22 protein-coding genes, 1 tRNA gene and 1 riboswitch are annotated in these 23,012 nt (G+C 57.8%); of the genes, 16 read left to right on the top strand and 7 right to left on the bottom strand.

Translation table 11 applies throughout. From position 1 onward, the window contains the following. Positions 1-93: 93 nt before the first annotated feature. The gene (gene pfkA, locus GPK89_RS05545) at positions 94-1,068 is read left to right on the top strand and encodes a 6-phosphofructokinase (protein ID WP_215691938.1); all 975 of its coding nucleotides are present in this window, start codon (positions 94-96) and stop codon (positions 1,066-1,068) included. A 150-nt stretch (positions 1,069-1,218) separates the two neighbouring features. Next, positions 1,219-1,294 (top strand) — tRNA-Ala (locus GPK89_RS05550). 41 nt (positions 1,295-1,335) lie between these two features. On the opposite strand, the gene GPK89_RS05555 is transcribed toward GPK89_RS05550, so the two are convergent. Further along, positions 1,336-2,025 carry a DUF421 domain-containing protein gene (locus GPK89_RS05555; protein WP_215691939.1) on the bottom strand — a complete coding sequence of 230 codons (690 nt, stop codon included), beginning with the start codon at positions 2,023-2,025 and terminating at the stop codon, positions 1,336-1,338. Between the two features lie 401 nt (positions 2,026-2,426). On the opposite strand from GPK89_RS05555, the gene alaS reads away from it, so the two are divergent. The 6 genes from alaS to GPK89_RS05585 are packed head-to-tail and all read left to right on the top strand — an operon-like array spanning position 2,427 to position 9,749. After that, positions 2,427-5,087, top strand: a complete 2,661-nt coding sequence (gene alaS / locus GPK89_RS05560; protein WP_215691940.1) for an alanine--tRNA ligase — start codon at positions 2,427-2,429, stop codon at positions 5,085-5,087. Positions 5,088-5,126: 39 nt separating this feature from the next. Then, positions 5,127-5,471 (top strand): histidine triad nucleotide-binding protein, encoded by a 345-nt coding sequence (locus GPK89_RS05565; RefSeq protein WP_215691941.1) that lies wholly within the window; start codon positions 5,127-5,129, stop codon positions 5,469-5,471. A 51-nt stretch (positions 5,472-5,522) separates the two neighbouring features. Beyond that, a complete protein-coding gene (locus GPK89_RS05570; protein ID WP_215691942.1) occupies positions 5,523-6,062 on the top strand; it encodes a phosphoribosyltransferase family protein in 540 nt (179 codons plus the stop codon). Positions 6,063-6,065: 3 nt separating this feature from the next. After that, positions 6,066-8,138 carry a ComEC/Rec2 family competence protein gene (locus GPK89_RS05575; RefSeq protein ID WP_215691943.1) on the top strand — a complete coding sequence of 691 codons (2,073 nt, stop codon included), beginning with the start codon at positions 6,066-6,068 and terminating at the stop codon, positions 8,136-8,138. Beyond that, entirely contained in the window at positions 8,125-9,153 is a 1,029-nt protein-coding gene (gene holA / locus GPK89_RS05580; protein WP_215691944.1) for a DNA polymerase III subunit delta, read from the top strand. Before GPK89_RS05575 ends, holA begins: the two co-directional genes overlap by 14 nt. Next, positions 9,153-9,749: a toprim domain-containing protein gene (locus GPK89_RS05585; protein ID WP_215691945.1), complete on the top strand. Its 597-nt coding sequence runs from the start codon at positions 9,153-9,155 to the stop codon at positions 9,747-9,749. The genes holA and GPK89_RS05585 overlap by 1 nt, the downstream gene beginning before the upstream one ends. Before the next feature lie 47 nt (positions 9,750-9,796). Here GPK89_RS05585 and GPK89_RS05590 read toward each other — a convergent pair whose 3' ends face one another. After that, on the bottom strand, positions 9,797-11,734 hold the full coding sequence (locus GPK89_RS05590; RefSeq protein ID WP_215691946.1) for an NAD(+) synthase: 1,938 nt from the start codon (positions 11,732-11,734) through the stop codon (positions 9,797-9,799). A 169-nt stretch (positions 11,735-11,903) separates the two neighbouring features. On the opposite strand from GPK89_RS05590, the gene GPK89_RS05595 reads away from it, so the two are divergent. From GPK89_RS05595 to GPK89_RS05605, 3 genes are read left to right on the top strand one after another with little or no spacing between them, the layout of a single operon-like run. Beyond that, on the top strand, positions 11,904-12,101 hold the full coding sequence (locus GPK89_RS05595) for a helix-turn-helix transcriptional regulator (RefSeq protein WP_215691947.1): 198 nt from the start codon (positions 11,904-11,906) through the stop codon (positions 12,099-12,101). Between the two features lie 3 nt (positions 12,102-12,104). Further along, positions 12,105-12,581, top strand: coding sequence for a DUF6773 family protein (locus tag GPK89_RS05600; protein ID WP_215691948.1), 477 nt, complete (start codon positions 12,105-12,107; stop codon positions 12,579-12,581). Beyond that, positions 12,568-13,557 (top strand): CPBP family intramembrane glutamic endopeptidase, encoded by a 990-nt coding sequence (locus GPK89_RS05605; RefSeq protein ID WP_215691949.1) that lies wholly within the window; start codon positions 12,568-12,570, stop codon positions 13,555-13,557. Before GPK89_RS05600 ends, GPK89_RS05605 begins: the two co-directional genes overlap by 14 nt. A gap of 118 nt (positions 13,558-13,675) precedes the next feature. Here the strand turns inward: GPK89_RS05605 and GPK89_RS05610 are convergent, their stop codons facing one another. From GPK89_RS05610 to asd, 5 genes are all read right to left on the bottom strand, one after another. Beyond that, positions 13,676-14,131: an ACT domain-containing protein gene (locus tag GPK89_RS05610; RefSeq protein WP_215691950.1), complete on the bottom strand. Its 456-nt coding sequence runs from the start codon at positions 14,129-14,131 to the stop codon at positions 13,676-13,678. A gap of 27 nt (positions 14,132-14,158) precedes the next feature. Then, positions 14,159-15,388, bottom strand: coding sequence for a CapA family protein (locus GPK89_RS05615; protein ID WP_215691951.1), 1,230 nt, complete (start codon positions 15,386-15,388; stop codon positions 14,159-14,161). Next, entirely contained in the window at positions 15,379-16,146 is a 768-nt protein-coding gene (dapB, locus tag GPK89_RS05620) for a 4-hydroxy-tetrahydrodipicolinate reductase (protein ID WP_215691952.1), read from the bottom strand. The genes GPK89_RS05615 and dapB overlap by 10 nt, the downstream gene beginning before the upstream one ends. Positions 16,147-16,212: 66 nt before the next feature. Next, positions 16,213-17,103: a 4-hydroxy-tetrahydrodipicolinate synthase gene (gene dapA, locus GPK89_RS05625; RefSeq protein WP_215691953.1), complete on the bottom strand. Its 891-nt coding sequence runs from the start codon at positions 17,101-17,103 to the stop codon at positions 16,213-16,215. A 40-nt stretch (positions 17,104-17,143) separates the two neighbouring features. Continuing rightward, positions 17,144-18,220, bottom strand: coding sequence for an aspartate-semialdehyde dehydrogenase (asd, locus tag GPK89_RS05630; RefSeq protein ID WP_215691954.1), 1,077 nt, complete (start codon positions 18,218-18,220; stop codon positions 17,144-17,146). 126 nt (positions 18,221-18,346) lie between these two features. Then, a riboswitch (Lysine riboswitch) is annotated at positions 18,347-18,523 on the bottom strand. A 69-nt stretch (positions 18,524-18,592) separates the two neighbouring features. On the opposite strand from asd, the gene queA reads away from it, so the two are divergent. From queA to yajC, 5 genes are all read left to right on the top strand, one after another. Beyond that, positions 18,593-19,621, top strand: a complete 1,029-nt coding sequence (gene queA / locus GPK89_RS05635) for a tRNA preQ1(34) S-adenosylmethionine ribosyltransferase-isomerase QueA (protein WP_215691955.1) — start codon at positions 18,593-18,595, stop codon at positions 19,619-19,621. 77 nt (positions 19,622-19,698) lie between these two features. Continuing rightward, on the top strand, positions 19,699-20,598 hold the full coding sequence (locus tag GPK89_RS05640) for a helix-turn-helix transcriptional regulator (protein WP_215691956.1): 900 nt from the start codon (positions 19,699-19,701) through the stop codon (positions 20,596-20,598). A 54-nt stretch (positions 20,599-20,652) separates the two neighbouring features. Further along, positions 20,653-21,255 carry a GyrI-like domain-containing protein gene (locus GPK89_RS05645; RefSeq protein ID WP_215691957.1) on the top strand — a complete coding sequence of 201 codons (603 nt, stop codon included), beginning with the start codon at positions 20,653-20,655 and terminating at the stop codon, positions 21,253-21,255. 145 nt (positions 21,256-21,400) lie between these two features. Next, a complete protein-coding gene (gene tgt / locus GPK89_RS05650) occupies positions 21,401-22,534 on the top strand; it encodes a tRNA guanosine(34) transglycosylase Tgt (RefSeq protein WP_215691958.1) in 1,134 nt (377 codons plus the stop codon). 81 nt (positions 22,535-22,615) lie between these two features. After that, positions 22,616-22,966 (top strand): preprotein translocase subunit YajC, encoded by a 351-nt coding sequence (yajC, locus tag GPK89_RS05655; protein ID WP_215691959.1) that lies wholly within the window; start codon positions 22,616-22,618, stop codon positions 22,964-22,966. The last annotated feature ends 46 nt before the right edge of the window (positions 22,967-23,012 follow it).

Below are 23,012 nucleotides of genomic sequence, written 5' to 3' on the forward strand. Positions count from 1 at the left end.
TGTTAAAAATTTATTGTAACGTGATGACCGCGCCTGAATACATCGTACATTTCAGGCGGGTCCATAGTTCCCGAAATAGGAGGGGCTCGCTTTATGGCTAAGGAAATCAAAACGATCGGTGTTCTCACCAGCGGCGGTGACGCACCTGGCATGAACGCCGCTGTCCGTGCAATCGTCCGTGCAGGTATCAGCAAGGGCTACCGCATGATGGGCATTCAGCGTGGTTACAACGGCCTGATCAATGGTGAAGTGTATGAAATGAACGTCCGCAGCGTGTCTGAGATCATCCACCGCGGCGGCACGATTCTGTATACCGCACGCTGCCTGGAGTTCAAGACGAAGGAAGGCCAGGCCAAGGGCCTTGCCCGCTGTAAGGAACTGGGCATTGACGCGCTGGTCGTCATCGGCGGCGACGGCTCCTTCATGGGTGCCCGTGCGCTGGCAAACCAGGGCATTCCCTGTATCGGTCTGCCCGGCACCATCGACAACGATATCGCCTGCAGTGAGTATACCATCGGCTACGACACGGCCATGAACACCGCTGTCGAGGCCATCGATAAGCTGCGCGACACCACCCAGAGTCATGACCGCTGCTCGGTCGTTGAGGTCATGGGCCACCACGCTGGTTATATTGCACTGAACGTCGGCATCGCCACCGGTGCGGTTGCCGTTTTGCTGCCGGAGATCCCGTTCGACTTTGAGCGTGACATCCTCGATCGTATGCGCCAGACCCAGGTCACTGGCAAGAAGCACTTCATCATCATTGTGTCCGAGGGTGTTGTCGGTGCCCAGGAACTGGCCAATCAGATTCAGGCGGCTACCGGCGTTGACTCTCGTGCCACCGTTCTGGGCCACATCCAGCGCGGCGGTTCTCCCACGGTGCGCGACCGTGTGAATGCCTCTCTGATGGGCTACCACGCCATCGACCTGCTGGACAAGGGCATTTACAACCGCGTTGTGGCTGTCTCCGGCGACAAGATCGTCGATTACGATGTCAACGTTGCGCTGTCCATGCACAAGACCATCGACCGCGACATGATCGAGATTGCCAAGGCTATTTCCATCTGATACTTGCAAGGGCTGCATCCCATTTGGGGGCGGCCCTTTTCTATAAAATATTTTATAAGTTTTTTTGCAAAAACCTGTTGACATTTGCGAACAGCTTTGCTATAATAACACACGTCGTCAGGAGCAAACACCCCAGACGACGCCAGCTGTGGGGGATTAGCTCAGCTGGGAGAGCGCTTGCATGGCATGCAAGAGGTCACCGGTTCGATCCCGGTATTCTCCACCACAAACCCGCCTGATAGAGTTTCTGTCAGGCGGGTTTTCTTTTTATTTTACCCGACAGGCGAAAAATCCATCTGCCTTATCACAGGCAGCGTAGAATACCTCGCTGCGTTGGCCGATGCCCTGGGTGTGGAGCTGGGCATCCAGCCAGCGTTCATCCCGGCCTGCAGCCTTTAAATTGTCCTGCATGAGCTGACCGTCGATAATTAAATCATACCAGATGCCGGCGACGTCGGGATGCAGCTGCATATCCTCAGGCGTAAGCGGGCGGTTGAGACTTTTGGGCAGAAAGCTGATTTGCCCGCTTGTCTCCAAAATTGCCGTTTCAATTTCGTTCGGATCAAAGTACCCGGCTATCCGGGCCTGGCCCAAAAACTCATTTACATCAATGGCAGCCCGCTGCAAGGCTGTTTTTGATATCACGCCGCCGTCCATCAGGATCAGGCTGCGCCCGCTCCAAAAGCAGCGCATGGCGTTACTTTTGCAGGCAGTATAGTGTACAAGCCAGGTGGCAAGGATATAGATGATAAGCGCCGACAGGGGACGCCACCACTGCTCTAAGTCCGTCGCCAGTTCGGCCCCGATAGAACCTACGGTGACGGCATTTAAATAGTCAAAGGGGCTCATCTGTGCGATCTGCCGCTTGCCGCCGATTCGGGTGAAAACGAACATTACCACCAGGGACAGCAGGCTTGTCAGCACGACCAGCCGGATCTCTACAAAAACATCTGCCATAAAAACACTCCTCTCCGTGTTAGGTTTTGCGCAGATGGGTGCTTTTATGCGGAAAAAAGCGGTTGACAAGAGGACAAAAACGGCATATAATAAGCCTGTAAAAAGGAAAATAGCGATGAAAGGGCCAATGCCGCCCCTCCGCTTTTCAGAGAGAAAGCCGCTTGGTGTAAGGCTTTCAGCGTGAACACGGCAGAGCCACCCCGGAGCTTTCGGCGTAGAGCCGAGCGTACCTGCGGCGTTAACGCAGACACAAAGAGGTGGTGCCAATGCTTTACAGCATGGCACCGCAAACCGGGTGGTACCACGGAAGCATAACAGCCTTCGTCCCTGTATTGGGGCGTGGGCTGTATTTTTTTGTGGCGGCACTTATTCGCAATTTTATGGATTGGAGAACACAACCTATGCAATGGACCGGATTGAACGAACTTCGCGAGAAGTACCTGCATTATTTTGAGACGAAGGGCCACCTGCGCTTGGGCAGCTTCCCGCTGGTGCCGAAAGATGACCCCAGCCTGCTGCTGATCAACAGCGGCATGGCCCCCATGAAAAAATGGTTCCTCGGCCAGGAGGAGCCTCCGCGCCACCGTGTGACCACCTGCCAGAAGTGCATCCGTACCCCGGATATTGAGCGCGTCGGCATCACGGCCCGCCACGGCTGCTTCTTTGAGATGCTGGGCAACTTCAGCTTCCAGGATTACTTCAAGAAGGAAGTCATTCCTTGGGCCTGGGAGTTCCTGACCAAGGAACTGGAAATCCCCGCTGACCGCCTGTATATCTCCGTCTACCAGGACGACGACGAGGCCTACGATATCTGGACGAAGGAAGTCGGCATCCCCGAAGATCACATGGTCCGCCTGGGCAAAGAGGATAACTTCTGGGAGCACGGCTCCGGCCCCTGCGGCCCCTGCTCTGAAATCTACTACGACCGCGGCCTGAAATATGGCTGCGGCAAGCCCACCTGCGGTGTCGGCTGCGACTGCGACCGTTTCATGGAGATCTGGAATCTCGTGTTCAGCCAGTATGACGCCGACGGCAAGGGCAACTATGAACTGCTGGCTAAGCCCAACATCGATACCGGCATGGGCCTGGAGCGTCTGGCCGTCGTCATGCAGGACGTGAACAACTTGTTCGAGGTCGACACCGTCGCCGCTGTTCTGAACCACGTCGAGCGTATTGCCGGCAAGAAGTACGGCGAGAACGAGAAGGACGATATCTCCATCCGCGTTATCACCGACCACATCCGTGCTACCGTCTTTATGGCCTCCGACGGCATCCTGCCCTCCAACGAGGGCCGCGGCTACGTCATGCGCCGTCTGCTACGCCGCGCTGCCCGCCACGGCCGTATGCTGGGCATCAACCGCCCCTTCCTGACCGAGCTGGTTGACACTGTCATCGAGTCCAGCGAAGCGGGTTATCCCGAGCTGCGCGAGCATGAGTCTTATATCAAAAAGGTCATCGGCACCGAGGAACTGCGCTTTGGCCGCACCATCGACGCTGGCCTGAACATCCTGACCGGCATGATGGGCCGCCTGAAGGAAACCCACGAGAAGGTTCTGTCCGGCGTTGAGGCATTCAAGCTGAACGATACCTTCGGTTTCCCGCTTGATCTGACCCGCGAGATCGCCGCCGAGGCAGGCCTGGCCGTCGACGAGGCTGCGTTCCACATCGAAATGACCAAGCAACGTGAGCGCGCCCGCGCCGAGCGTCTGGCAAAGGATATCTCTGGTTGGAGCGCTGACCTGTTCGGCGAGCTGACCGCCGATGCCACCCAGTTTGACGGCTACGAGACCTTGAGCGAGAAGGCCAAGGTCCTGGCCCTGTCCGACGGTGAGGAGCTGGTTGACGCCATCGCCACCGACGAGGCAGGCGAGGCCAAGGACGGCGTTTTGGTCGTTCTGGACCGCACGCCGTTCTACGCCGAGATGGGCGGCCAGGTCGCTGACCATGGCTATCTGGTCAGCGGAGACGCCAAGCTGAAAGTCACCCAGGTTAAAAAGACCCCGAAGGGCTACTTCGTCCACACCTGTGAGCTGCTGGACGGCACCATCCATGGGGGCGACGAGGTCACGGCCTCTGTCGATGAAAAACGCCGCGCCGCCATCTGCCGCAATCACACCGCCACCCACCTGCTGCAGAAGGCCCTGCGCGAGGTTCTGGGTGAGCATGTCCACCAGGCCGGCAGCTACCAGGACGACCGCATCACCCACTTTGACTTCACGCATTTCAGCGCGGTTTCTCCGGCTGAACTGGCTGAGGTCGAGCGCCGTGTCAACGAGAAGATTTACGAGGCTCTGCCTGTCACCGTCAAGAACCTGCCCATCGAGGAAGCCAAGAAGATGGGTGCTATGGCACTGTTCGGCGAGAAGTACGGCAGCGTTGTCCGCGTTGTCGACGCTGGCGGCTGGAGCACCGAGTTCTGCGGCGGCACCCATGTGACCAACACCGCACAAATTGGCTGCTTCAAGATTTTGAGCGAGTCCAGCGTGGCCGCCGGTATCCGCCGCATCGAGGCCACCACTGCCTTCGGCGTGCTGGACCTGTTGGATGACCGCACCGAGACGCTGGCCAAGACCGCTGTTGCCCTGAAGGCCAACAACCTGAAGGACGCCCCGGCCCGCGCCGAGGCCCTGGCTGCCGAGTTGAAAGAGACAGCCAAGCAGCTGGAAATCCTCAAGGCCCAGATGGCCTCTGCCAAGATCGATGGTCTGTTTGAGAATGCCGCCGACATCGACGGTGTGCGCATCGTCTCCGCTTACCTGACCGGCACCGGTGCTGACACCTTGCGCGATATGGTCGATAAGGTCCGCGACAAGGCCCCCAATGCTGTTACGGTTCTCATTGGCAGCGACGGCAGCAAGACGATGATGGCCGTCGGCGTCTCCAAAAACGCCCTGGCCCGCGGCCTGAAAGCCGGTGCTCTCGTCAAAAAAATCGCTGCCATCGCAGGCGGCAACGGCGGCGGCAAGCCCGACTTCGCCATGGCCGGTATCCGCGATACCAGCAAGATCGACGACGCACTGAACGCTGTGCCCGAGATCGTCAAGGCTGAAATGAATCAGTAATTTTCCACGATAAAATCCACAGCAAAGGAGGGATTCCGAATGGAGGATTGCCTGTTCTGCAAGATCGCCGCGGGCGATATCCCCTCGAACAAGCTGTACGAGGATGACAAACTGCTGGCGTTCTACGACATTGACCCGCAGGCTCCAGTGCATTTCCTGGTTATCCCCAAGCAGCACATCGCGTCTGCCGCAGCCCTGACCGAGGATGACGCCGCACTGCTGGGCCACATCTACGCCGTTATTGCGCAGCTGTGCAAAAAGCTGGGCGTCGATGAGAGCGGCTACCGCGTTGTCACCAACGTGGGCGCCGACGGCGGCCAGAGCGTGAAGCACCTGCACTTCCATGTGCTGGCAAAGCGCAGCCTTGCATGGCCTCCGGGCTGATGCCGGGCGCTGTAAGCACACTCGTGAAATTATAAAGAGAGGTAAACCAACATGGCAGATACCTATACACTGCATATTGCAGGCCTGACCCGCGAACTGCCCATCTGCAAGGTCAATGACCACATGGACATTGCTGCCTTCATCATGTTCAGCGATGTTGAATTGACCGAGGCCTGCGCCGCAGCCCTGCTGAAAAAGGCCCCCGAGTTTGACGTTATCCTGACCGCCGAGGCAAAGGGCATCCCACTGGCCTACGAAATGGCACGTCAAAGCGGCAAATATTGGATCCCTGCCCGCAAAGGCCCGAAGCTGTATATGCGCGAGCCCGTCATTATCGAGGATCAGTCCATCACCACCGCCGGCAAGCAGATGTTGGTCATCGATAAGAAGGATATCGAGTATATGGACGGCAAGCGCATCCTGATCGTGGATGACGTTATCTCCACCGGCGGCTCTCTGCACGCGTTGGAGACGCTGGCCGCCAAGAGCACCGGCACCGTCGTCGGCTGCTGTGCAGCACTCGCCGAGGGCGATGCTGCCAAGCGCACCGACATCTTCTTCCTAGAGCCGCTGCCGCTCTTCCTGCACTAAGCAATGAAACGAAAGCTCGGTTGGTTCGGTCTCGGTTTTGCCGGGGCTGAGCTTGCTGCGGCCATTCTGCCGCCGCTGGTCTGTGTGCCCGCGGCGGCATTTTTGGTATGGCTGGCCTTTTTCAGCAGGAAAAGGCGCAGAGATCATGGGATACCCCTGCTGGGGGCGGTGTGTGGCCTGGCGTGGTTTTTGGTGTTCTCCCTTGTCTGGGTGCGGCCCGCCAGGGCGCTGGCCGGGCAGACTGTGACCTGCACGGCGGTCGTTGAGACAGATGCCGATGCCTCGTACAGCGAGAGCAGACTGCGCGGCACGCTGCGGCTGACTGAAATCGACGGCAGGCCCGCCAATGTCCGGGTACAGTGTTCGTCATTCCCCGGGGAGAATGCAGGGGAGCGGTTCAAGGCGCAGTTTGCCCTGGCAGAACTGCCCGACAACAAATACCGCCTGAGCCGCAACAGCAAGGGCGTCTATTTGCAGGCGGAATACCTGGGCAGCTACCAGCCCCTTGCGGCAAGCCGTGCGCCGCGCTTTGCGCTGTACCGGCTGCGCCAGCGGTGGAGCGCTGTCCTGCGCCGCTGGCTGCCCCGGCAGCTGGACGGCATGGAAACCGCCATGCTGCTGGCAGATAAAAGCCGCTTGGACGATGCCGTACAGCAGGCCTTCCGCACAGCGGGAGTGTCGCACCTGCTGGCGGTATCGGGGCTGCACCTGGCGCTGCTCTGCGGGCTGTTCAGCTTTGGCCGCAGGTGGAAATTTTACAAGCCGCTCATCATCCTGCGCGGCGCGGTGGCGCTGTTCTATGTGCTGCTGACCGGGGTGCCTGTCTCGGTGCTGCGAGCAGGGCTGGTGTTTGCGGTGGCGCTGGCGGGGGACTTCCTGCTGCTGCCGTTCGACCTGCTGACGGCAACCGGCTTTGCGGCTATCTTGATGGGCCTGCAAAACGCCTACGCGCCCTGCGATATCGGCTTTCAGCTGTCCTTCTGCGCCGTGCTGGGCGTACAGGCAGCCGCCGCGCTGACCCGCGCCGAGGAGCGGGCAGCGGAGGACAAGCCCGCCGCAGTCAGGCTGCTTTGCCGCCTGGCAGAGCCGGTGCAGAGTGCCGCGCTTGCCAGCCTTGCCACATTGCCGGTGCTGGTAGCCCACGGCATGGCTGCCAGCCTGGCGGGGCTTGTCTGTAACGTACTGGTCGTCTGGATGCTGCAGCCCGCGCTGCAAATGGGTATCCTGTTGTTGGCAGTCAGCGCTGTACCGTTTTTGCTGCCGTTTACGAACTTGACCGCGCTGCTGCTAAGTCTGTGGCTTAAACTACTGCTCTGGTTGGTAGAGCGCTGTGCCGCGCTGCCGTTCGCGTCGGTTTGCCTGCCGCAGCGGTACACGCTGTTTGTGCTGGCGGTGCTGGGTATGCTGGCGGCTGCCTACTGGCATGCTAAAAAGCTGCGGGCCTGCCTGCCCGCAGTGGCCGCCTGCGCGGTGCTGGCTGTGGGCATGGGACTGTGGATGCAAAGGGACGTTGTGCAGCTGGCTCTCGTGGGTGCGGCCAACAACCCCTGCGTGGTCTGCGTGCAGAATGGAAAGACGGTGGTGTTTTTCCGCGGCGGGGAGAGCAACCTGGCCGCCGTGAAAAACTACCTTGCCGGGCGCAGCCGGGGCAAACCGGTCCTGCTTGTTGACCTGCGGGCCAAGCCCACCGAGTTGGACTTCGCCGCCGCCGAGGTCGTGACGATGCAGGAACAGCCCGACTTTGCAACACGCCCGGTGCTTGACGGATTGGCGCTGGACCTGTATCATAATAAAAGTGCCAGCCTCGCCGTGCTGGAGGTGGGCGGGCGGCATATCGCCGTGGGTGCGGGTAATATCCAGCTGGCGGAGCCTGTGCGGGTGGATGTGCTCTGCGCACCGGGCAGTTGGCCGGACGCCGTGCAGCCAGACACCGTTTTGTACACCAGCACCGCGCCGAAATGGCTGGACAAAGCCGAAAACTGCACACTGCGCTATGGCGAAGAGGAGCCGGGCTTGACCCTGCGCCCCGGCCGCAGCATATTTTGGGAGGAGGCACAGACCGTTGCTGTACAGTGAAAATGAACTCAATAAGCGTCTGAAAGCGGGCTGCGGACTGTACTATTTTTACGCATCGGACGAAGCACTCGTCCACAACGCCGCGCAAAAGGCGCTGAAATTCCTGAACCAGGATGACCCCGAAACCACCGTGTTGGACGGACCGACACCCGCTGTGGAGGAAATCGTGCTGGCTGCCGGTACGATCTCCTTTTTCGGCGGGCGGCGTCTGGTGCTGATGCCGCTGGTGCGTCCCTCGACCTACTCGGACAAGGATTTACAGGAGCTTTGCGATACGCTGTCTGACACCGAGAACGCCATCTTTGTGATGACGAGCGTCGTCGAGGAAAGCTACGGCAAGCTGCGCCCCGGCAAGCGGGAGCAAAAGCTCATCAGCTGCTGTGAAAAGCTCGGCTACTGCGTGCAGATCAACAAGCCCACAGGTGCGGCCTTGCAGGCTATGGCCCGGGGCTGGGCGAAGGAGAGTGGCGCTGTCTTTGCGCCGGGGGCAGAAGACGCCCTGCTGACCCGCTGCGGCGACGATCAGTTCCTTTTGAAAAACGAGGTGGAAAAACTGGCTGCGCTGGCAAACTACGGCACTATCACGCCGCAGATGGTGGGCGAGATTGGCACCGTGACGCTGGACGCAGATACCTTTGACATGGTCAAGTTGCTGACCGGCGGCCAGGCCGACAAGGCCCAGCAAAAAATGAAAACGCTGCTGGCGCTGCAAAATGATCCCATCATGATCACGGGCGCACTCATCGCAAACTATCTCGATTTGTACCGTGTGTTGCTGGGCCGCCGCAGCCGCCGCAGTCTGGCCGATGTGGCAAAAGATTTCGGCTACAAGGGCAACTGGAACTACCGCCTTAACAACACTGAGCGCACGGCCTCGCGGTTCAAGCGCGGCCAGCTCGAACGCTGCCTGCACATCCTGCAAAAGTTGGACACTGACCTGAAAAGCAGCAAGCTGGACGCAGAACTGCTGATGCAGAAGGCCCTGTGCGAGTTGGCGCTGGCAGGGAGGGCGTGATGCTGAAATTGGAACAGGCCCTTCTGGTGGAGGGAAAATATGACGCCGCGCGGCTGGCAAATCTTGTGGATGGCACGATCTTGACGACCGATGGCTTCCGCGTGTTCAGGGACGGCGCATTGCAAAAGCTGCTCAAACGCATTTCCGCGGCGCAGGGACTTATCATTTTGACCGACTCTGACGCGGCGGGGTTTAAGATACGTCACTTCGTCACAGGGTTAGTGGGCGCAGAAAATGTGCTGCAAGCCTATGTGCCCGCCATCCCCGGTAAGGAATCCCGCAAGGCGGAACCCGGCAAGGAAGGTCTGCTGGGTGTCGAGGGCGTGAACAATGATTTGATTTTGAAGGGGCTGGAAACAGCGCTGGCAAGCAAAACTACTTGTCAGCAGAAAACCGCACAGCTGCGGCCCATAACGTATACCGACCTGTACGAGTGGGGCATTTCCGGCACGGCCAACAGCGCCGACAACCGCCGCGTCTTACTGCGTCGCCTTGGATTGCCGCCGCGCCTGAGCAAAAAAGAGCTGCTGCAAATTCTCAATACGCTTTACACCTACGACGCGCTGAACGCGGAAATCGAAAAAATAGAAAGATAAAAAATGTCCGAAACCGAGCAAAACGGTTTCGGACTTTTTTGTATCACTCAAACTTCCAACTTTTCCAGCTCGGCCATCCACAGGGTGTTGCAGGCGTCGCTAGGCATACGCCAGTCGCCGCGGGGGGACAGCGTGACAGAGCCGACCTTCGGGCCGTCGGGTAGGCAGCTGCGCTTGAACTGCTGGGCGAAGAAACGGCGGTAGAAATTCTTCAGCCAGGCCAGCAGCACTTCCGGCTCGTACTTGCCGTCAAAGGCCGTGCGGGCCAGGTGGTAAATCTTCGTTGGGCTGAACCCAAAGCGCAGCACGTAGTAGAGGTAAAAGTCGTGTAATTCATACGGACCAACGAGCTTTTCTGTCTGCTGGGCAATCGTGCCGTCGGCGGCGGTGGGCAGCAACTCGGGGCTGACCGGCGTGTCCAGGATATCCACCAGCACGTCCCGCAGCGTATCGTTGCCACAGGTGTCAGCCACATACTGCACGATATGCCGTACCAGCGTTTTCGGCACGCCGGCATTGACGCCGTACATACTCATGTGGTCGCCGTTGTAGGTGGCCCAGCCCAATGCCAGCTCGCTCAAGTCGCCGGTGCCGATGACAAAGCCGCCGTTTTTGTTGGCATAGTCCATCAGTTCCAGCGTGCGCACGCGGGCCTGGCAGTTTTCAAAGGTGACGTCGTATTTGTCGGCGGGCTGGCCGATGTCGGCAAAATGGCTCTTGACGGTCTCGGTGATGTTGATTTCGCCAAAGGTCACGCCCAGAGCCTCGCACAAAATCTCGGCGTTGGAGCGGGTGCGCCTCGTCGTGCCGAAGCAGGGCATCGTCAGCGCAATGATATCTTTGGGGTCGCGGCCCAGCACCTTGCAGGCGCGCACGGCCACCAGCAGGGCCAAGCAGCTGTCCAGCCCGCCAGAGATGCCGATCACCCCGCATTTGGCGTGGGTGTGCTCCATACGCTTGGCAAGGCCCTCAGCCTGGATGCGCAAAATCAGCTCGCACCGCTCGGTGCGGGTGGCGGCGTCCTGCGGCACAAACGGCGTGCAGGAAACAGGGCGCGTCAGGGCAAACTCTACCGGCGGCAGCTCAAACTCCACGGTGGTATAGCCGTCCGTCTCGGGCATAAAGGTCGTGTTGCGCTGGCGCTCCTGTACCATGCGGCCCAGGTCCAGCTCGGTCACGGCGTCCTCACCCGCAAAGGGGGCGGTGTCGGCCAGCAGACTGCCATTCTCGGCAATCAGGTTGTGCCCGGCAAAGGTCATGTCGGTGGTGCTTTCCCCGTGGCCGGCATCGGCGTAGAGATAGGCGCAGAGCAGCCGCGCACTCTGCCCGCAGACCAGCTCACGGCGGTAGGCGGCTTTGCCGACCGTCTCATCACTGGCAGAGAGATTCGCCACCACCGTGGACCCTGCCAGCGCATGGGCGCAGCTGGGCGGGACGGGTGCCCACAGATCCTCACACACCTCGGCGGCCAGCACAAAGGCGGGCATCTGCTTACAGGCAAACAACAGGTTCGTGCCAATCAGCGTTTCCTGCCCGGCCAGCTCAGTGCACTCCGGCTCACGCATACCGGGGATGAAGTGGCGCTTCTCGTAAAATTCGCCATAGTTGGGCAGGTGCATTTTCGGCACAAGGCCCAGCAGTTCACCGTTGCAGAGTACTGCCGCGCAGTTGTAGAGCTTGCCGTTGTGGCGTACCGGCAGCCCGACGAGGACAACAAGGTTCAGTCCTTCGCTGGTTTTCAAAATCGCGGCAAGGCCGTCCTCGGCCCCGCGCAGGAGCGTTTCCTGCAAGAACAGGTCGCTGCAGGTGTAGCCGGTCAGCGCAAACTCCGGCAGGCAGAGCAGCTGGACGTTTTTCTCGGCGTATTCGCGCATGACGCCGATGATCTGGTCGGCGTTGTAGGCGCAATCGGCCACGCGCAGGGCGGGGCTGGCTGCGGCGGCGCGGATGAATCCATTTTCAAAAGCGGGAAAGCTGTACTTCATAGCCAAACTTCCTTTATCATAATATAAAACTATCATAGCACAGCGGGCCGCTTGCCGCAAGTATGTGTTTTGTGTGCAAAATATAAATTTCAAAAAGTAAGATATACTTGACAAAATGTAATGCAAATGATATAGTAAAGCCACAGCAAGAGGAAAGGAACGTAAGGCTATGGCAAAAAAACTGAAGCTGAAGGCCGCCCGCGCCGTGCGCGATATGACGCAGGCGGATCTGGCGGCGGCGGTGGGCGTGTCCCGCCAGACCATTAACGCCATTGAAAAAGGGGAGTATAACCCCACAATCAACCTGTGCCGCAGCATCTGCAGGGTGCTGGGAAAGACATTGGACGAGCTGTTCTGGGAGGAATAAGCAATGAATCTGAGAGAATTTCTGAAACGTGATAATCTGGACGAAATGCAAAAACAGACCCTTTTGAAGATCGAGTCCCGCGGCTTCTGGGGGCTGTGGATGCTGCTGCTGGCGGCGCTTATCATCGAAAGTCTGCTGGGCTTTGCCCCGCGGGAGATGGCGGCAGAATGGTTTATCTTTATGCTGGGGAGTGCCTATTCGGTCATAAGTGATCTGCGTGCCGGTATCTGGGACCGCCACTTCAAGCCGAACACAAAAACCAATGCCGTTGTGTCCGTTGCGGGCGGTGCTGCCGTGTTTGTGTGGGGGCTTATCAAATTTGCAGCACTTGGCACGGGCATTGCGGTGCTGCAGGCGGTCATCATGGGGGTCTGTACCTGGGTGCTGTGCTTTGCATTGCTGCAGCTCAGCATGAAGGCTTACAAAAAGCGCCACGCTGAGTTGGAAAACCCCAAGGAGGACGACGATGAAAACGAATAAACGCGAGCTGACCGTCTTTGCCGTTTGTGCCTATGCGGTGCCGTTTCTGATGATGCCGCTCTTATACATCTGCCTGCAGAACGGGCAGGATACAAGCATTTTTGCCAACGCCCAGATGTTCTACCCGGCGGCGGGTGTCATGCTGGCCTTCCTGCTGGCGCGGCGGCCGGATACGCCCAAGCGGTTTTACAGTCTGCACATCGTGTCCGCCGTGCTGATGCTGGTTATGAGTGTGTTGTCCGTGGCTATGCCGCAGACGGGGTGGCTGACCATTGCCAACGTTGTCATTATTATTGCCTCGGCGCTGGGCTGGATACTGCTGCTGACCGAGAAAAAGGAGCGCCGTGAAGCCTACGGCTTGCGCCTGCACGGCAAATTTTTGACGGCACTTGCTATCTGCGTGTACTTCCTCGCCGTCAAGACCGGCATGGTGTTCCTCTCGGTGGCAATGCAGGGCGGGGATACTTGGGCCAACTACCTGGCCTACTGGCGCAGCCCCACACCGTGGATCATGGCGATGGCGCTGATTCCCAATTTCTTTCTGTCCTTCCTGCCGTTCTTTGGCGAGGAATACGGTTGGCGCTGCTACCTGACGCCCGCCCTGCAAAACCGCTTCGGTGCGCGGCGCGGTGCGCTGGCCGTGGGTGTTCTGTGGGGCTTGTGGCATCTGCCGCTGAACCTGTTCTTTTACAGCCCGGAAACAACCTTGCAGAGTATCGCGTCGCAGCTTGTTGTCTGTATGACGCTTGGCGTGTTTTTCACATTCGCCTACGAAAAATGCGGCAAAAACATTTGGGTGCCCATACTGCTGCATTATTTGAACAATAATATGATTCTCGTCTGGACAGGCACGGCGGATATCTCCAACCAGGTCATCCGTTGGACGGACGTGGGCGTCAGCGCCGTGATGTATGCAGCCGTGTTCCTGTCGTTTTTGGCGGCAAAGTGTTACCGTCGTGGGGAAAAGGCGGTGTAATTCTACGGAAATTCGATAACAGAAGTGCATAGTAAGCTTTGCATCACCAAAACAAAATAAACCCCGCCGGGCATTCCCAAAAGAAAAGCCCGGCGGGGTTGCTGCTTCTGCTATTAAATTACACCGCAAACGCCTTGTGCAGTGCGTCGAGGGCGGCGTCCTCGTCCTGTTGGCGGATGAGCAGGGAAATGTCCAGGTCGCTGGTCGTGATGAGCACGATCTCGACATTGGCACCGGACAGGGCAGCCAGGGCGCGGGCGGCCACGCCGCAGCTTGTGACCATTTCCTCACCGAAGAGGTTGATCTTGCTGTACCCGCCGGAAACCAGCGGGGGATTGGCCTTGGCCGCAGCGGGCAGGGCCTTCATGACAGCGGCAAAGTTGTCATAGCTCGTGGTGAAGCTGAAGTCCACCGCTGCGCCGCGCGGGGCGCTCTGGCAGATCATATCCACCACAATGCCTGCCTTGGCGAACACGTCCAGATGCTCGGCCAGGCTTTTGGCGCTGTACTGCGCACCGGGAAAGGTGGTGAGCATGATGTTCTGCTCACTGTTGATTTTGCTGACACCGTACATAAACAATCATCCTTTCTATGCAATATGTTAATCCAACGTAATAAACTGCTCATCAATCGCACCGTAAAGCACACTTTCAATGTATGCGCGGGAGAGGGTAAACACGCCGTGGGCTGCGCCCAGTTCGTCGGTATACTGGCTGTACGGGATGACGCGGATATTCTTGTAGCCGGCCTCATACTGGCTGATGACGCAGTGCAGCTTCGGGTCGCGTATCGTGATGCTGGAACTGCCGTCCGGCTGGGTCGTTTTGTCAAAGTAAACGTCCAGAATCGCACCGATGGTATTGTCGGCCGAAGATTGGGCGTTGATAAAGTTGCCCAGGCTGTACACCACAAAGGTCGTGTTGCCGTTGGCCCCGGTCAGCCATTCGGCGTTCTGCACCACATGGGGGTGGGTGCCGATGATAACATCAACGCCCTGATCAGCCAGCCATTGGGCGGTCTGCTTCTGGAAGTCGTTGATCTCGTGCGTGCCTTCGGTGCCCATGTGGGCGCTGACGATGAGCACATCACAGTTGGGGCGCATATCGGCAATCTGCTTGGCAATCGTCTCCCGGTCGTCGAGGTACACAACGCCGTACTCCGCGCCCGAGGGCGTCGGCAGGCCGTTCGTGTGTTCGGTGTAGGAGAGGTAGCCGAAAGTGATGCCGTTGACGGTCTGGTAGACGTAGTCGTCGTAGGTGCTGAGATTGTAAAAGCCCATCGTGACGACATCGTCCGGCATGGCGGCCCAGTGCGCCATGGAAGCCTCAATACCTGCCGCACCCTTGTCGTAGCTGTGATTGTTGGACAGGCTGAACACCCGGAATCCCAGATTATACAGCGTGTCGGTGATGGCCCCGGGCGTTGAGAACATCGGGTAGCCGCTGGCGGCAAACTCATCGTTGACAAGCGTTTCCTGATTGAGCCAGTTCACGTCAAACTGGTCGTAGTAGCCCTGCATCGCGGCATAGGCGGCGTCAAAATCGTAGTGATCGCCGCCTCGTTCTTTCGCCTGCAAGAAGATACCGTCGTGGATCAGGTCGTCGCCGGTCGCGGAAAAATGCACGGTCTCCACGGTGGGTGTCGGCTCGGGCGTTGGCTCCGGTGTAGTGGTAGGTTCCGGGGCAGGCGTTTCCATCATGACCGGCTGCGGATTGACGGCAGGCAGGGTCACAGGCTCATTGACTGGGGCCAACAGGGAGCCAATTATTGTACCGCCCACGCCCAGCGCAATTACCAGGCAGGCGGCAAGGTCGTTGCCTTTCATTCGCATACGAGTTTACCCCGCAGCAGGTCGGTCATCGTGTAGTAACCGGGGGCCAGCGCTGCAATGTAGAGCGCGGCCTGCACGGCACCATCGGCAAAAACACCGCGGCTGCCTGCACTGTGGCTCAGGGTCACGACCTCGTCGGGGCCGCAGAACAGCACATCGTGTTCGCCCACAATGCCGCCGCCGCGGATGGAACTGATACCCAGTTCCTGCACACCGCGCTTCTGGCGCACCTGGGAGCGGTCGTAGACGTACTCATACTTGCCGCCCGCCTCGGCGTTGATAGCATCGGCAATCATCAGTGCCGTGCCGCTGGGGGCGTCCAGCTTGTTGTGGTGGTGCTTCTCGACAATTTCAATGTCGAACTCGCCGCCAAGGATCTTCGTGGCCTGGCGGGCCAGTTCGATCAGCACATTCACGCCCACCGACATATTTGCACTGCGGAAGATGGGCACCTTGGCGCTGGCGGCCTCCAGCACGGCCTCATCCTCCTTGGACAGGCCGGTGGAGCAGATGACGCAGGGCAGGCCGTTCTCTGCACCGTACTGTGCGGCGGCCACTGCCCCGGCGGGGGAAGAAAAGTCGATGATAACGCCCTTGCAGGGGAGCTCGGCAAAGCCTGCGTAGACCGGGATGCCGCCCACATTGCCCGCATCACGGTCAACACCGGCCACAACACGGCAGTCGTCACGCGCACCGATTTTTTCCAGCAGGGCGCGGCCCATGCGGCCATAGATGCCCTGAATGATGATATCCGTCATTGTTACGTCCTTTCGTGAAAAAAGCGAAAAGCCGACCCGCAAAAATGCAGTGGGTCGGCTGTGAAATTATTTCAGCAGGCCGAAATCCTGCATGGCGTTTTCCAGCTGTGCCTGCACAGCGGCAGAGGGGGCGACCAGCGGCAGACGGCATTCACCGGCCTGCCAGCCCAGGCGGTTCATGGCCCACTTGACCGGGATGGGGTTTACATCGGCAAACAGCGCCTTGATGAGAGGCAGGGCTTTCAGCTGCATGGACAGGCTCCCGGCGGTGTCACCTGCAAACCACTTGGCGCAGATGTCGTGGGTGTACTGGGGCGCGACGTTGGACAGCACGCTGATGACGCCCTTGCCGCCCAGTGCCAGCAGCGGCACAATCTGGTCATCGTTGCCGGAGTAGATGTTCAGGTTATCCCCGCAGGCCGCCGCAATCTCAGCCACCTGGCTGATGTTGCCGCTGGCCTCTTTCACGGCGTTGATGTTCGGGTGTTTGGCAAGCTCGGCCAGCGTGGCGGGGGTCAGGTTGCAGCCGGTGCGGCTGGGCACATTGTACAGGATGCAGGGCAGGTGCACCGCGTCCGCAATGGCCGTGTAGTGGGCGATAAGGCCTGCCTGGCTGGTCTTGTTGTAGTAGGGCGTGACCAGCAGCAGGGCGTCGGCACCGTCGGCCTCAGCCTGCTGGGACAGCCAGATGGCGTACTTGGTATCGTTGGAGCCGGTACCCGCGATCACAGGCACGCGCCCGGCAACCTTTTTGACCGTATAGCGGATGCACTCGGTATGCTCCTCGTCGGTCAGTGTCGGGGACTCACCGGTCGTGCCGCAGATGACGATGGCGTCGGTGCTATGGGCAATCTGGTCCTCAATGATGCAGCCCAGTTCGTCATAGTTGACGCTGCCGTCTGCGTTCATCGGGGTGATGACGGCCACGGCGGCTCCTGTAAAAACGGGTTTCTTCATACGAATTTCTCCTTACACCAAAGCTGCTTGGCGCAGCAAATCAGTCAAAATAGCCCTTGGCGGCCAGCAGTTCAGCCAGCAGCACACCGCCGCCGGCAGCACCACGCAGCGTGTTATGTGACAGGCAGACAAATTTGTAATCGTACTGGGTATCCTCGCGCAGGCGGCCGATGCTGACAGCCATGCCGTTTTCAAGCATACGGTCGAGCTTGGGCTGCGGGCGGTCGTTTTCCTCAAAGTAATGCAGGAACTGCTTCGGGGCGCTGGGCAGGTTCAAATCCTGTGCCGGGCCGTGGAACTCCTTCCAGGCCTGCAAGATTTCTTCCTTGCTGGGCTTATTTTCAAAGCGCACGAACACTGCGCCCATGTGGCCGTCAGAGACCGGCACACGCAGGCACTGGGCCGTAAAACGGGGCGCAGTGGCAGGAACGATCTTATCGTTCTCGATGTGGCCCCACAGCTTCAGCGGCTCCTGTTCGCTCTTCTCCTCTTCGCCGCCGATGTAGGGGATGACGTTGTCGAGGATGTCAGGGAAGGTATCAAACGTCTTGCCAGCGCCGGAAATGGCCTGGTAGGTGCAGACCAGCACGTCGGTGATGCCATACTTGCGCAGCGGATGCAGGGCAGGCACATAGCTCTGCAGGCTGCAATTCGACTTGACAGCCACAAAGCCGCGCTTGGTGCCCAGGCGCTTGCGCTGGGCGGGGATAATCTCGATGTGGTCAGCATTAATCTCAGGCACGACCATCGGCACATCAGGGGTGAAGCGGTGGGCGCTGTTGTTGGACACGACCGGGCACTCGGCCTTGGCGTAGGCTTCTTCCAGCGCCTTGATCTCGTCCTTCTTCATGTTGACGGCGCAGAATACGAAATCGACCTTGGAGGCGACTTCTTCCACGTTGGCGGCGTCCAGCACGACCATCTTTTTAACGCTCTCGGGCATGGGAGTCTGCATCAGCCAGCGGCTGCCGACGGCTTCCTCATAGGTTTTCCCTGCGCTGCGTGCACTGGCCGCGAGGGCAACCAAATTAAACCAGGGGTGATTTTCCAGCAGCGTGATAAAGCGCTGGCCGACCATACCGGTTGCACCGATAACACCAACATTGTACTGTTTCATCCTGACTAAGACCTTCCTTTCACGATACCCTTCCTTATACCTATGCGTGTTCCCGTAAAAATTTGCACAGATAATAAAAAAACCGGCTTGAAAACCGGCACAAAATGCAATATAATATCATATTGCATATAACACAGCGCAACACACTGATTTACAGTGTGACAGTCCCGCACCTGTTTGGCTGCGGACCCAGGCGGATGCGTGCCGCGCATCACCTTCGGCGAAGGACCCTTTCCCGGTTTCCGCCCTTGGCAAGGGGATAAGGAAAACGGTACTGATGTGCTTCGCGCCTCTGTGTTTGGATTCATTATAATATTCCTGCATAGGAATGTCAAGACAATAGCGCTTTAAAGTGAAAAAGGATGAGAAAATATGCTGAAAAAAGATTTCTGGTATGACCTGCCGAAAGAACTCATCGCCCAGGAACCCGCCAATCCCCGCGATGCTGCCCGCCTGATGGTGCTGGACCGCAAAAATGACAAAATCTTGCACTCGGTCTTTCACGAACTGCCGCACTATCTGGAAAAGGGCGACCTGCTGGTCGTCAACAACTCCAAGGTGCTGCCTGCCCGCCTGATGGGCACCAAGGTTCCCACGGGTGCGGTTTGTGAGCTGCTGCTGCTGCGTCAGGTCAAGGGCGATACATGGGAGTGTCTGGCCCGCCCCGGCAAGCGGATGCAGCCCGGCACAAAGGTGGAATTCGGCGACGGCAGCCTGACCGCTGTGGTGGACGAGACGATGCCCGACGGCAACAAATACGTGACGTTCACCTACGATACCGAGACGCTGTACGAGAAACTGGACGAGTTTGGCAAGATGCCGCTGCCGCCTTACATCACGAAGCAACTCGAGGATCAGAGCCAGTACCAGACCGTCTATGCGAAGGAGCTGGGCAGCGCTGCTGCGCCTACGGCGGGCCTGCACTTTACCCCGCAGCTGATGGACACCATCCGCTCCCGCGGTGTCAACATCGCCGAGGTCACGCTGCACGTCGGTCTTGGCACCTTCCGCCCAGTGAACGAAGAATCCATCGAGGACCACCAGATGCACAGCGAGTGGTACTCAGTCAGCGAGGAGACAGCAAAGCTCATAAACGACACCCGCGCCGCCGGGCACCGTGTTATTGCTGTGGGTACCACGAGCTGCCGCACGCTGGAATCCGTCTGGGACCGCTACGGCAAGATCGTACCCTGCAGCGGCAACACGAGCATTTTTATTTATCCCGGTATCGAGCTGCACGCCATCGATGGCCTGATCACAAACTTCCACCTGCCGGAGAGCACGCTCATTATGCTGATCGCCGCGTTCTATGGGTATGATAAGACTATGGCAGCGTATAAGGTCGCTGTCGAGCAAAAGTATCGCTTCTTTAGCTTTGGTGATGCGATGTTCATTCGGTAATTCGGTAAAAGAAAACAACTTCTCAAAAGCGCCGGGGTAGCCTTCGGCGCTTTTGCTATGATGAGGGGGAACGCTGTATGGAGCAGGGCAGATTGTTCAAAATTGTGTATTACTTGTTGGACAAAGGCAGGACCACGGCCCCCGAGCTGGCGAAAAAACTGGAAGTCTCCGTCAGGACGATTTACCGTGATTTGGACGTCCTCAGCGTCGCCGGAATACCGATTTACACCACGCAGGGAAAGGGCGGCGGCATCTTCCTTCTGCCGGAGTTTGTGCTGGACAAATCACTGTTGTCACCGCAGGAAAAAGAGCAAATCCTCATGGCGTTACAGGGGCTTTCCGTCGCAGAAAACAGGCAGAGCGATGAACTGCTTGCAAAAGTGGGTGGACTTTTCCGGGCACAGCACGCAGACTGGATAGAAGTCGACTTTTCCGACTGGCACAAAAACACCGCAAAAGCAGACGTGTTTGACCAAATCAAGGGCGCTATTTTAAGCCACCATAAAATCAAATTTTCGTATTTCTCAGGAGAGGGCGACTGCACGGCCCGCACGGTGGAGCCGTATAAGCTGGTTTTCAAAAGCAAAGATTGGTACTTGTACGGCTTCTGCTGTTTGCGGAACGACTTTCGTTTTTTCAAATTGACACGAATCAAAGATTTGGAAATTTTGTCAGAAACTTTTCTGCGCAAAGTGGCGGACACTCCTGCATCAAAAGCAAGCATCCAAAACGAACCACTTATCCCGGTAAAGCTGAAATTCTCTCCCGAGGCGGCCTTCCGTGTCTATGACGAATTTGCCGACACCGTAACGAAAGACGCGCAGGGGAACCTGTACGTGGTCGTTAATCTGCCAGAAAAAACGCTGTACAGCTATATTTTGTCTTTTGGCGATACAGTAGAAATTCTGGAGCCTGACGCACTGCGGCACAACATGAAAGAAATGCTGGTCCACATGGCGGGAAAATATAAAACCTGACACAGGACGTCAAGTTTTCTGCGGTATCATGAAAAGCGAAAGGAGGCGCTTTTTATGAAATACGAATGGAAAAAGCAGGAGAAGGAACTTTACGGCGCAAAAACAGTCCCCGCTGTGGTGACAGTCCCGGAACAAAATTACATTATGATAAGCGGAGAGGGAAACCCGAATGACGCAGATTTTTCCAACCGTGTGTCGGCGCTGTATTCGGTGGCCTATGCGGTCAAAATGGCTTACAAAAAAGCTGCGCAAGGCGGTATTGACGATTTTGCCGTGTACCCCTTGGAGGGTGTTTGGCAGAAAATTGAAGGGGACGAGCTTGTAAAAGAAAATCTGCGGTACACTCTCATGATACGTCAGCCGGGCTTTATTGAGAAAGACCGCATAGATGCGGCTTTGGAATGCGCAAAAGTCAAAAAGCCGAACCCGCTCTTGGAAGAAATCCGCTTTGAAATCGTGCAGGGCGGAACCTGCGTGCAGATTTTGCACATTGGCGCGTATGATGATGAGTTGGTGTCTTTTGCAATGCTGGACAAATTTGCACGCGCCCTCAGTCTGACACGTGCGGAAAGCTGCCACAGGGAAATCTATCTGAATAACGCCAACCGCACAGAAAAAAGCAAGCTCAAAACCATTTTGCGCTATATGGTAAAATAGTTCTGTGAAAGGGTCGTTGGGCTGCCGTTTTACGGTTGACGAATCACGATTTTTCTTTTATAATAATCTATTAGGCGGTGCAGGGAAAAAAGCCCCCTGCGCCGCCTTTTTCGGATGAATCATTTTAAAACGGAGATAGAAACCTATGCCTTACCGCCTTATCAAACAGGAAGGTACCGCTCGCCGCGGTGAGTTTACCACGGTCCACGGTACGGTACAGACCCCGGCGTTCCAGAACGTCGCCACAGCTGCCGCCATCAAGGGCGGCCTGTCGGCGCTGGATCTCAAGGATATCCGCGCACAGGTCATGCTGTGCAATACCTATCATCTGCACCTGCGCCCGGGTGACAAGCTAGTGGCCGAGATGGGAGGCCTGCACAAGTTTACCAAGTGGGACGGCCCCATTCTGACTGACAGCGGCGGGTTCCAGGTGTTCAGCCTGGCCAAGCTGCGTCATATCACCGAGGAGGGCGTCACCTTCAACTCCCACCTCGATGGCCACCGCATTTTCATGGGGCCGGAGCAGAGCATGCAGATTCAGGCAAACCTCGGCTCCACCATCGCCATGGCCTTTGACGAATGCGTTGAGAACCCGGCCACCTACGAGTACGCCAAGAACAGCTGTGCCCGCACGGCACGCTGGCTGCTGCGCTGCAAGGACGAAATGAACCGCCTCAAGCATGAGGAAAAGGCCGTCAACCCGGATCAACTGCTGTTCGGCATCAACCAGGGCTGCACGTTTGAGGATCTGCGCGTCGAGCATATGAAGCAGATTGCTGAGTATGATCTGGACGGCTACGCCATCGGAGGTCTGGCGGTGGGCGAGCCTGCCGAGGTCATGTACGATGTTATCTCTGCTGTTGAACCGTTTGCGCCGAAAAACAAGATTCGCTACCTGATGGGCGTCGGCACCCCGGGCAACATCATCGAGGGCGTCTACCGCGGTGTTGACCTGTTCGACTGCGTTATGCCCAGCCGTAACGCCCGCCACGGCCACCTGTTCACCTGGGACGGCATCATCAACATCAAGAACCTGAAATATGAGCGCGACGAGTCGCCCATTGACCCGCGCTGCGATTGCCCGGTCTGCCGCAACTTCTCCCGCGCGTACATCCGCCATCTGCAGAAAGCGGACGAGCTGCTGGGGATGCGTCTGGCCGTTATGCACAACCTGTATTTTTACAACCACCTGATGGAGCGCATCCGTGAGGCGCTGGACAACGGCACCTTCCAGCAGTTCCACGACACCTATGTGCATAAACTTGACACCCGCATCTGATTTTTCGTGCAAAACGCTTGCACAATGCGCACATATTCGATATAATAGAAGAAATCGTTATTTTTAAGGAGTATACTTGCTATGATCCAGTTTTTGAATGCCGCTAACGGCACGGCTACCACTGCCGAAATGCTCATCAGCTTCCTGCCGATGATTCTCATTATCGTTTTCATGGTCATTCTGATCTACCTGCCGCAGAAGCGCCAGGACAAGAAGGACGCCGCCATGCGCAGCTCTATTGAGATCGGCGATAAGGTCACCACCATTGGCGGCATTGTCGGCATCGTCTGCGCCATCGCTGATAAGGATGACACCATCGTCATCGAGACTGGCAGCGACCGCACCAAGATTCGTTTCCGCCGCACTGCAATTTCCTCTGTGGAGAAGCTGGATGCCGGCAAGGATAGCAAATCCACCCCGGTCAAGAAGTAATCTGACATAAAACTAACGCCCTCTTGCATAGTGTTGACTGTGCAAG

Origin of the sequence: Gemmiger formicilis, from assembly GCF_018784445.1 — a bacterium.
Classification (GTDB): domain Bacteria; phylum Bacillota; class Clostridia; order Oscillospirales; family Ruminococcaceae; genus Gemmiger.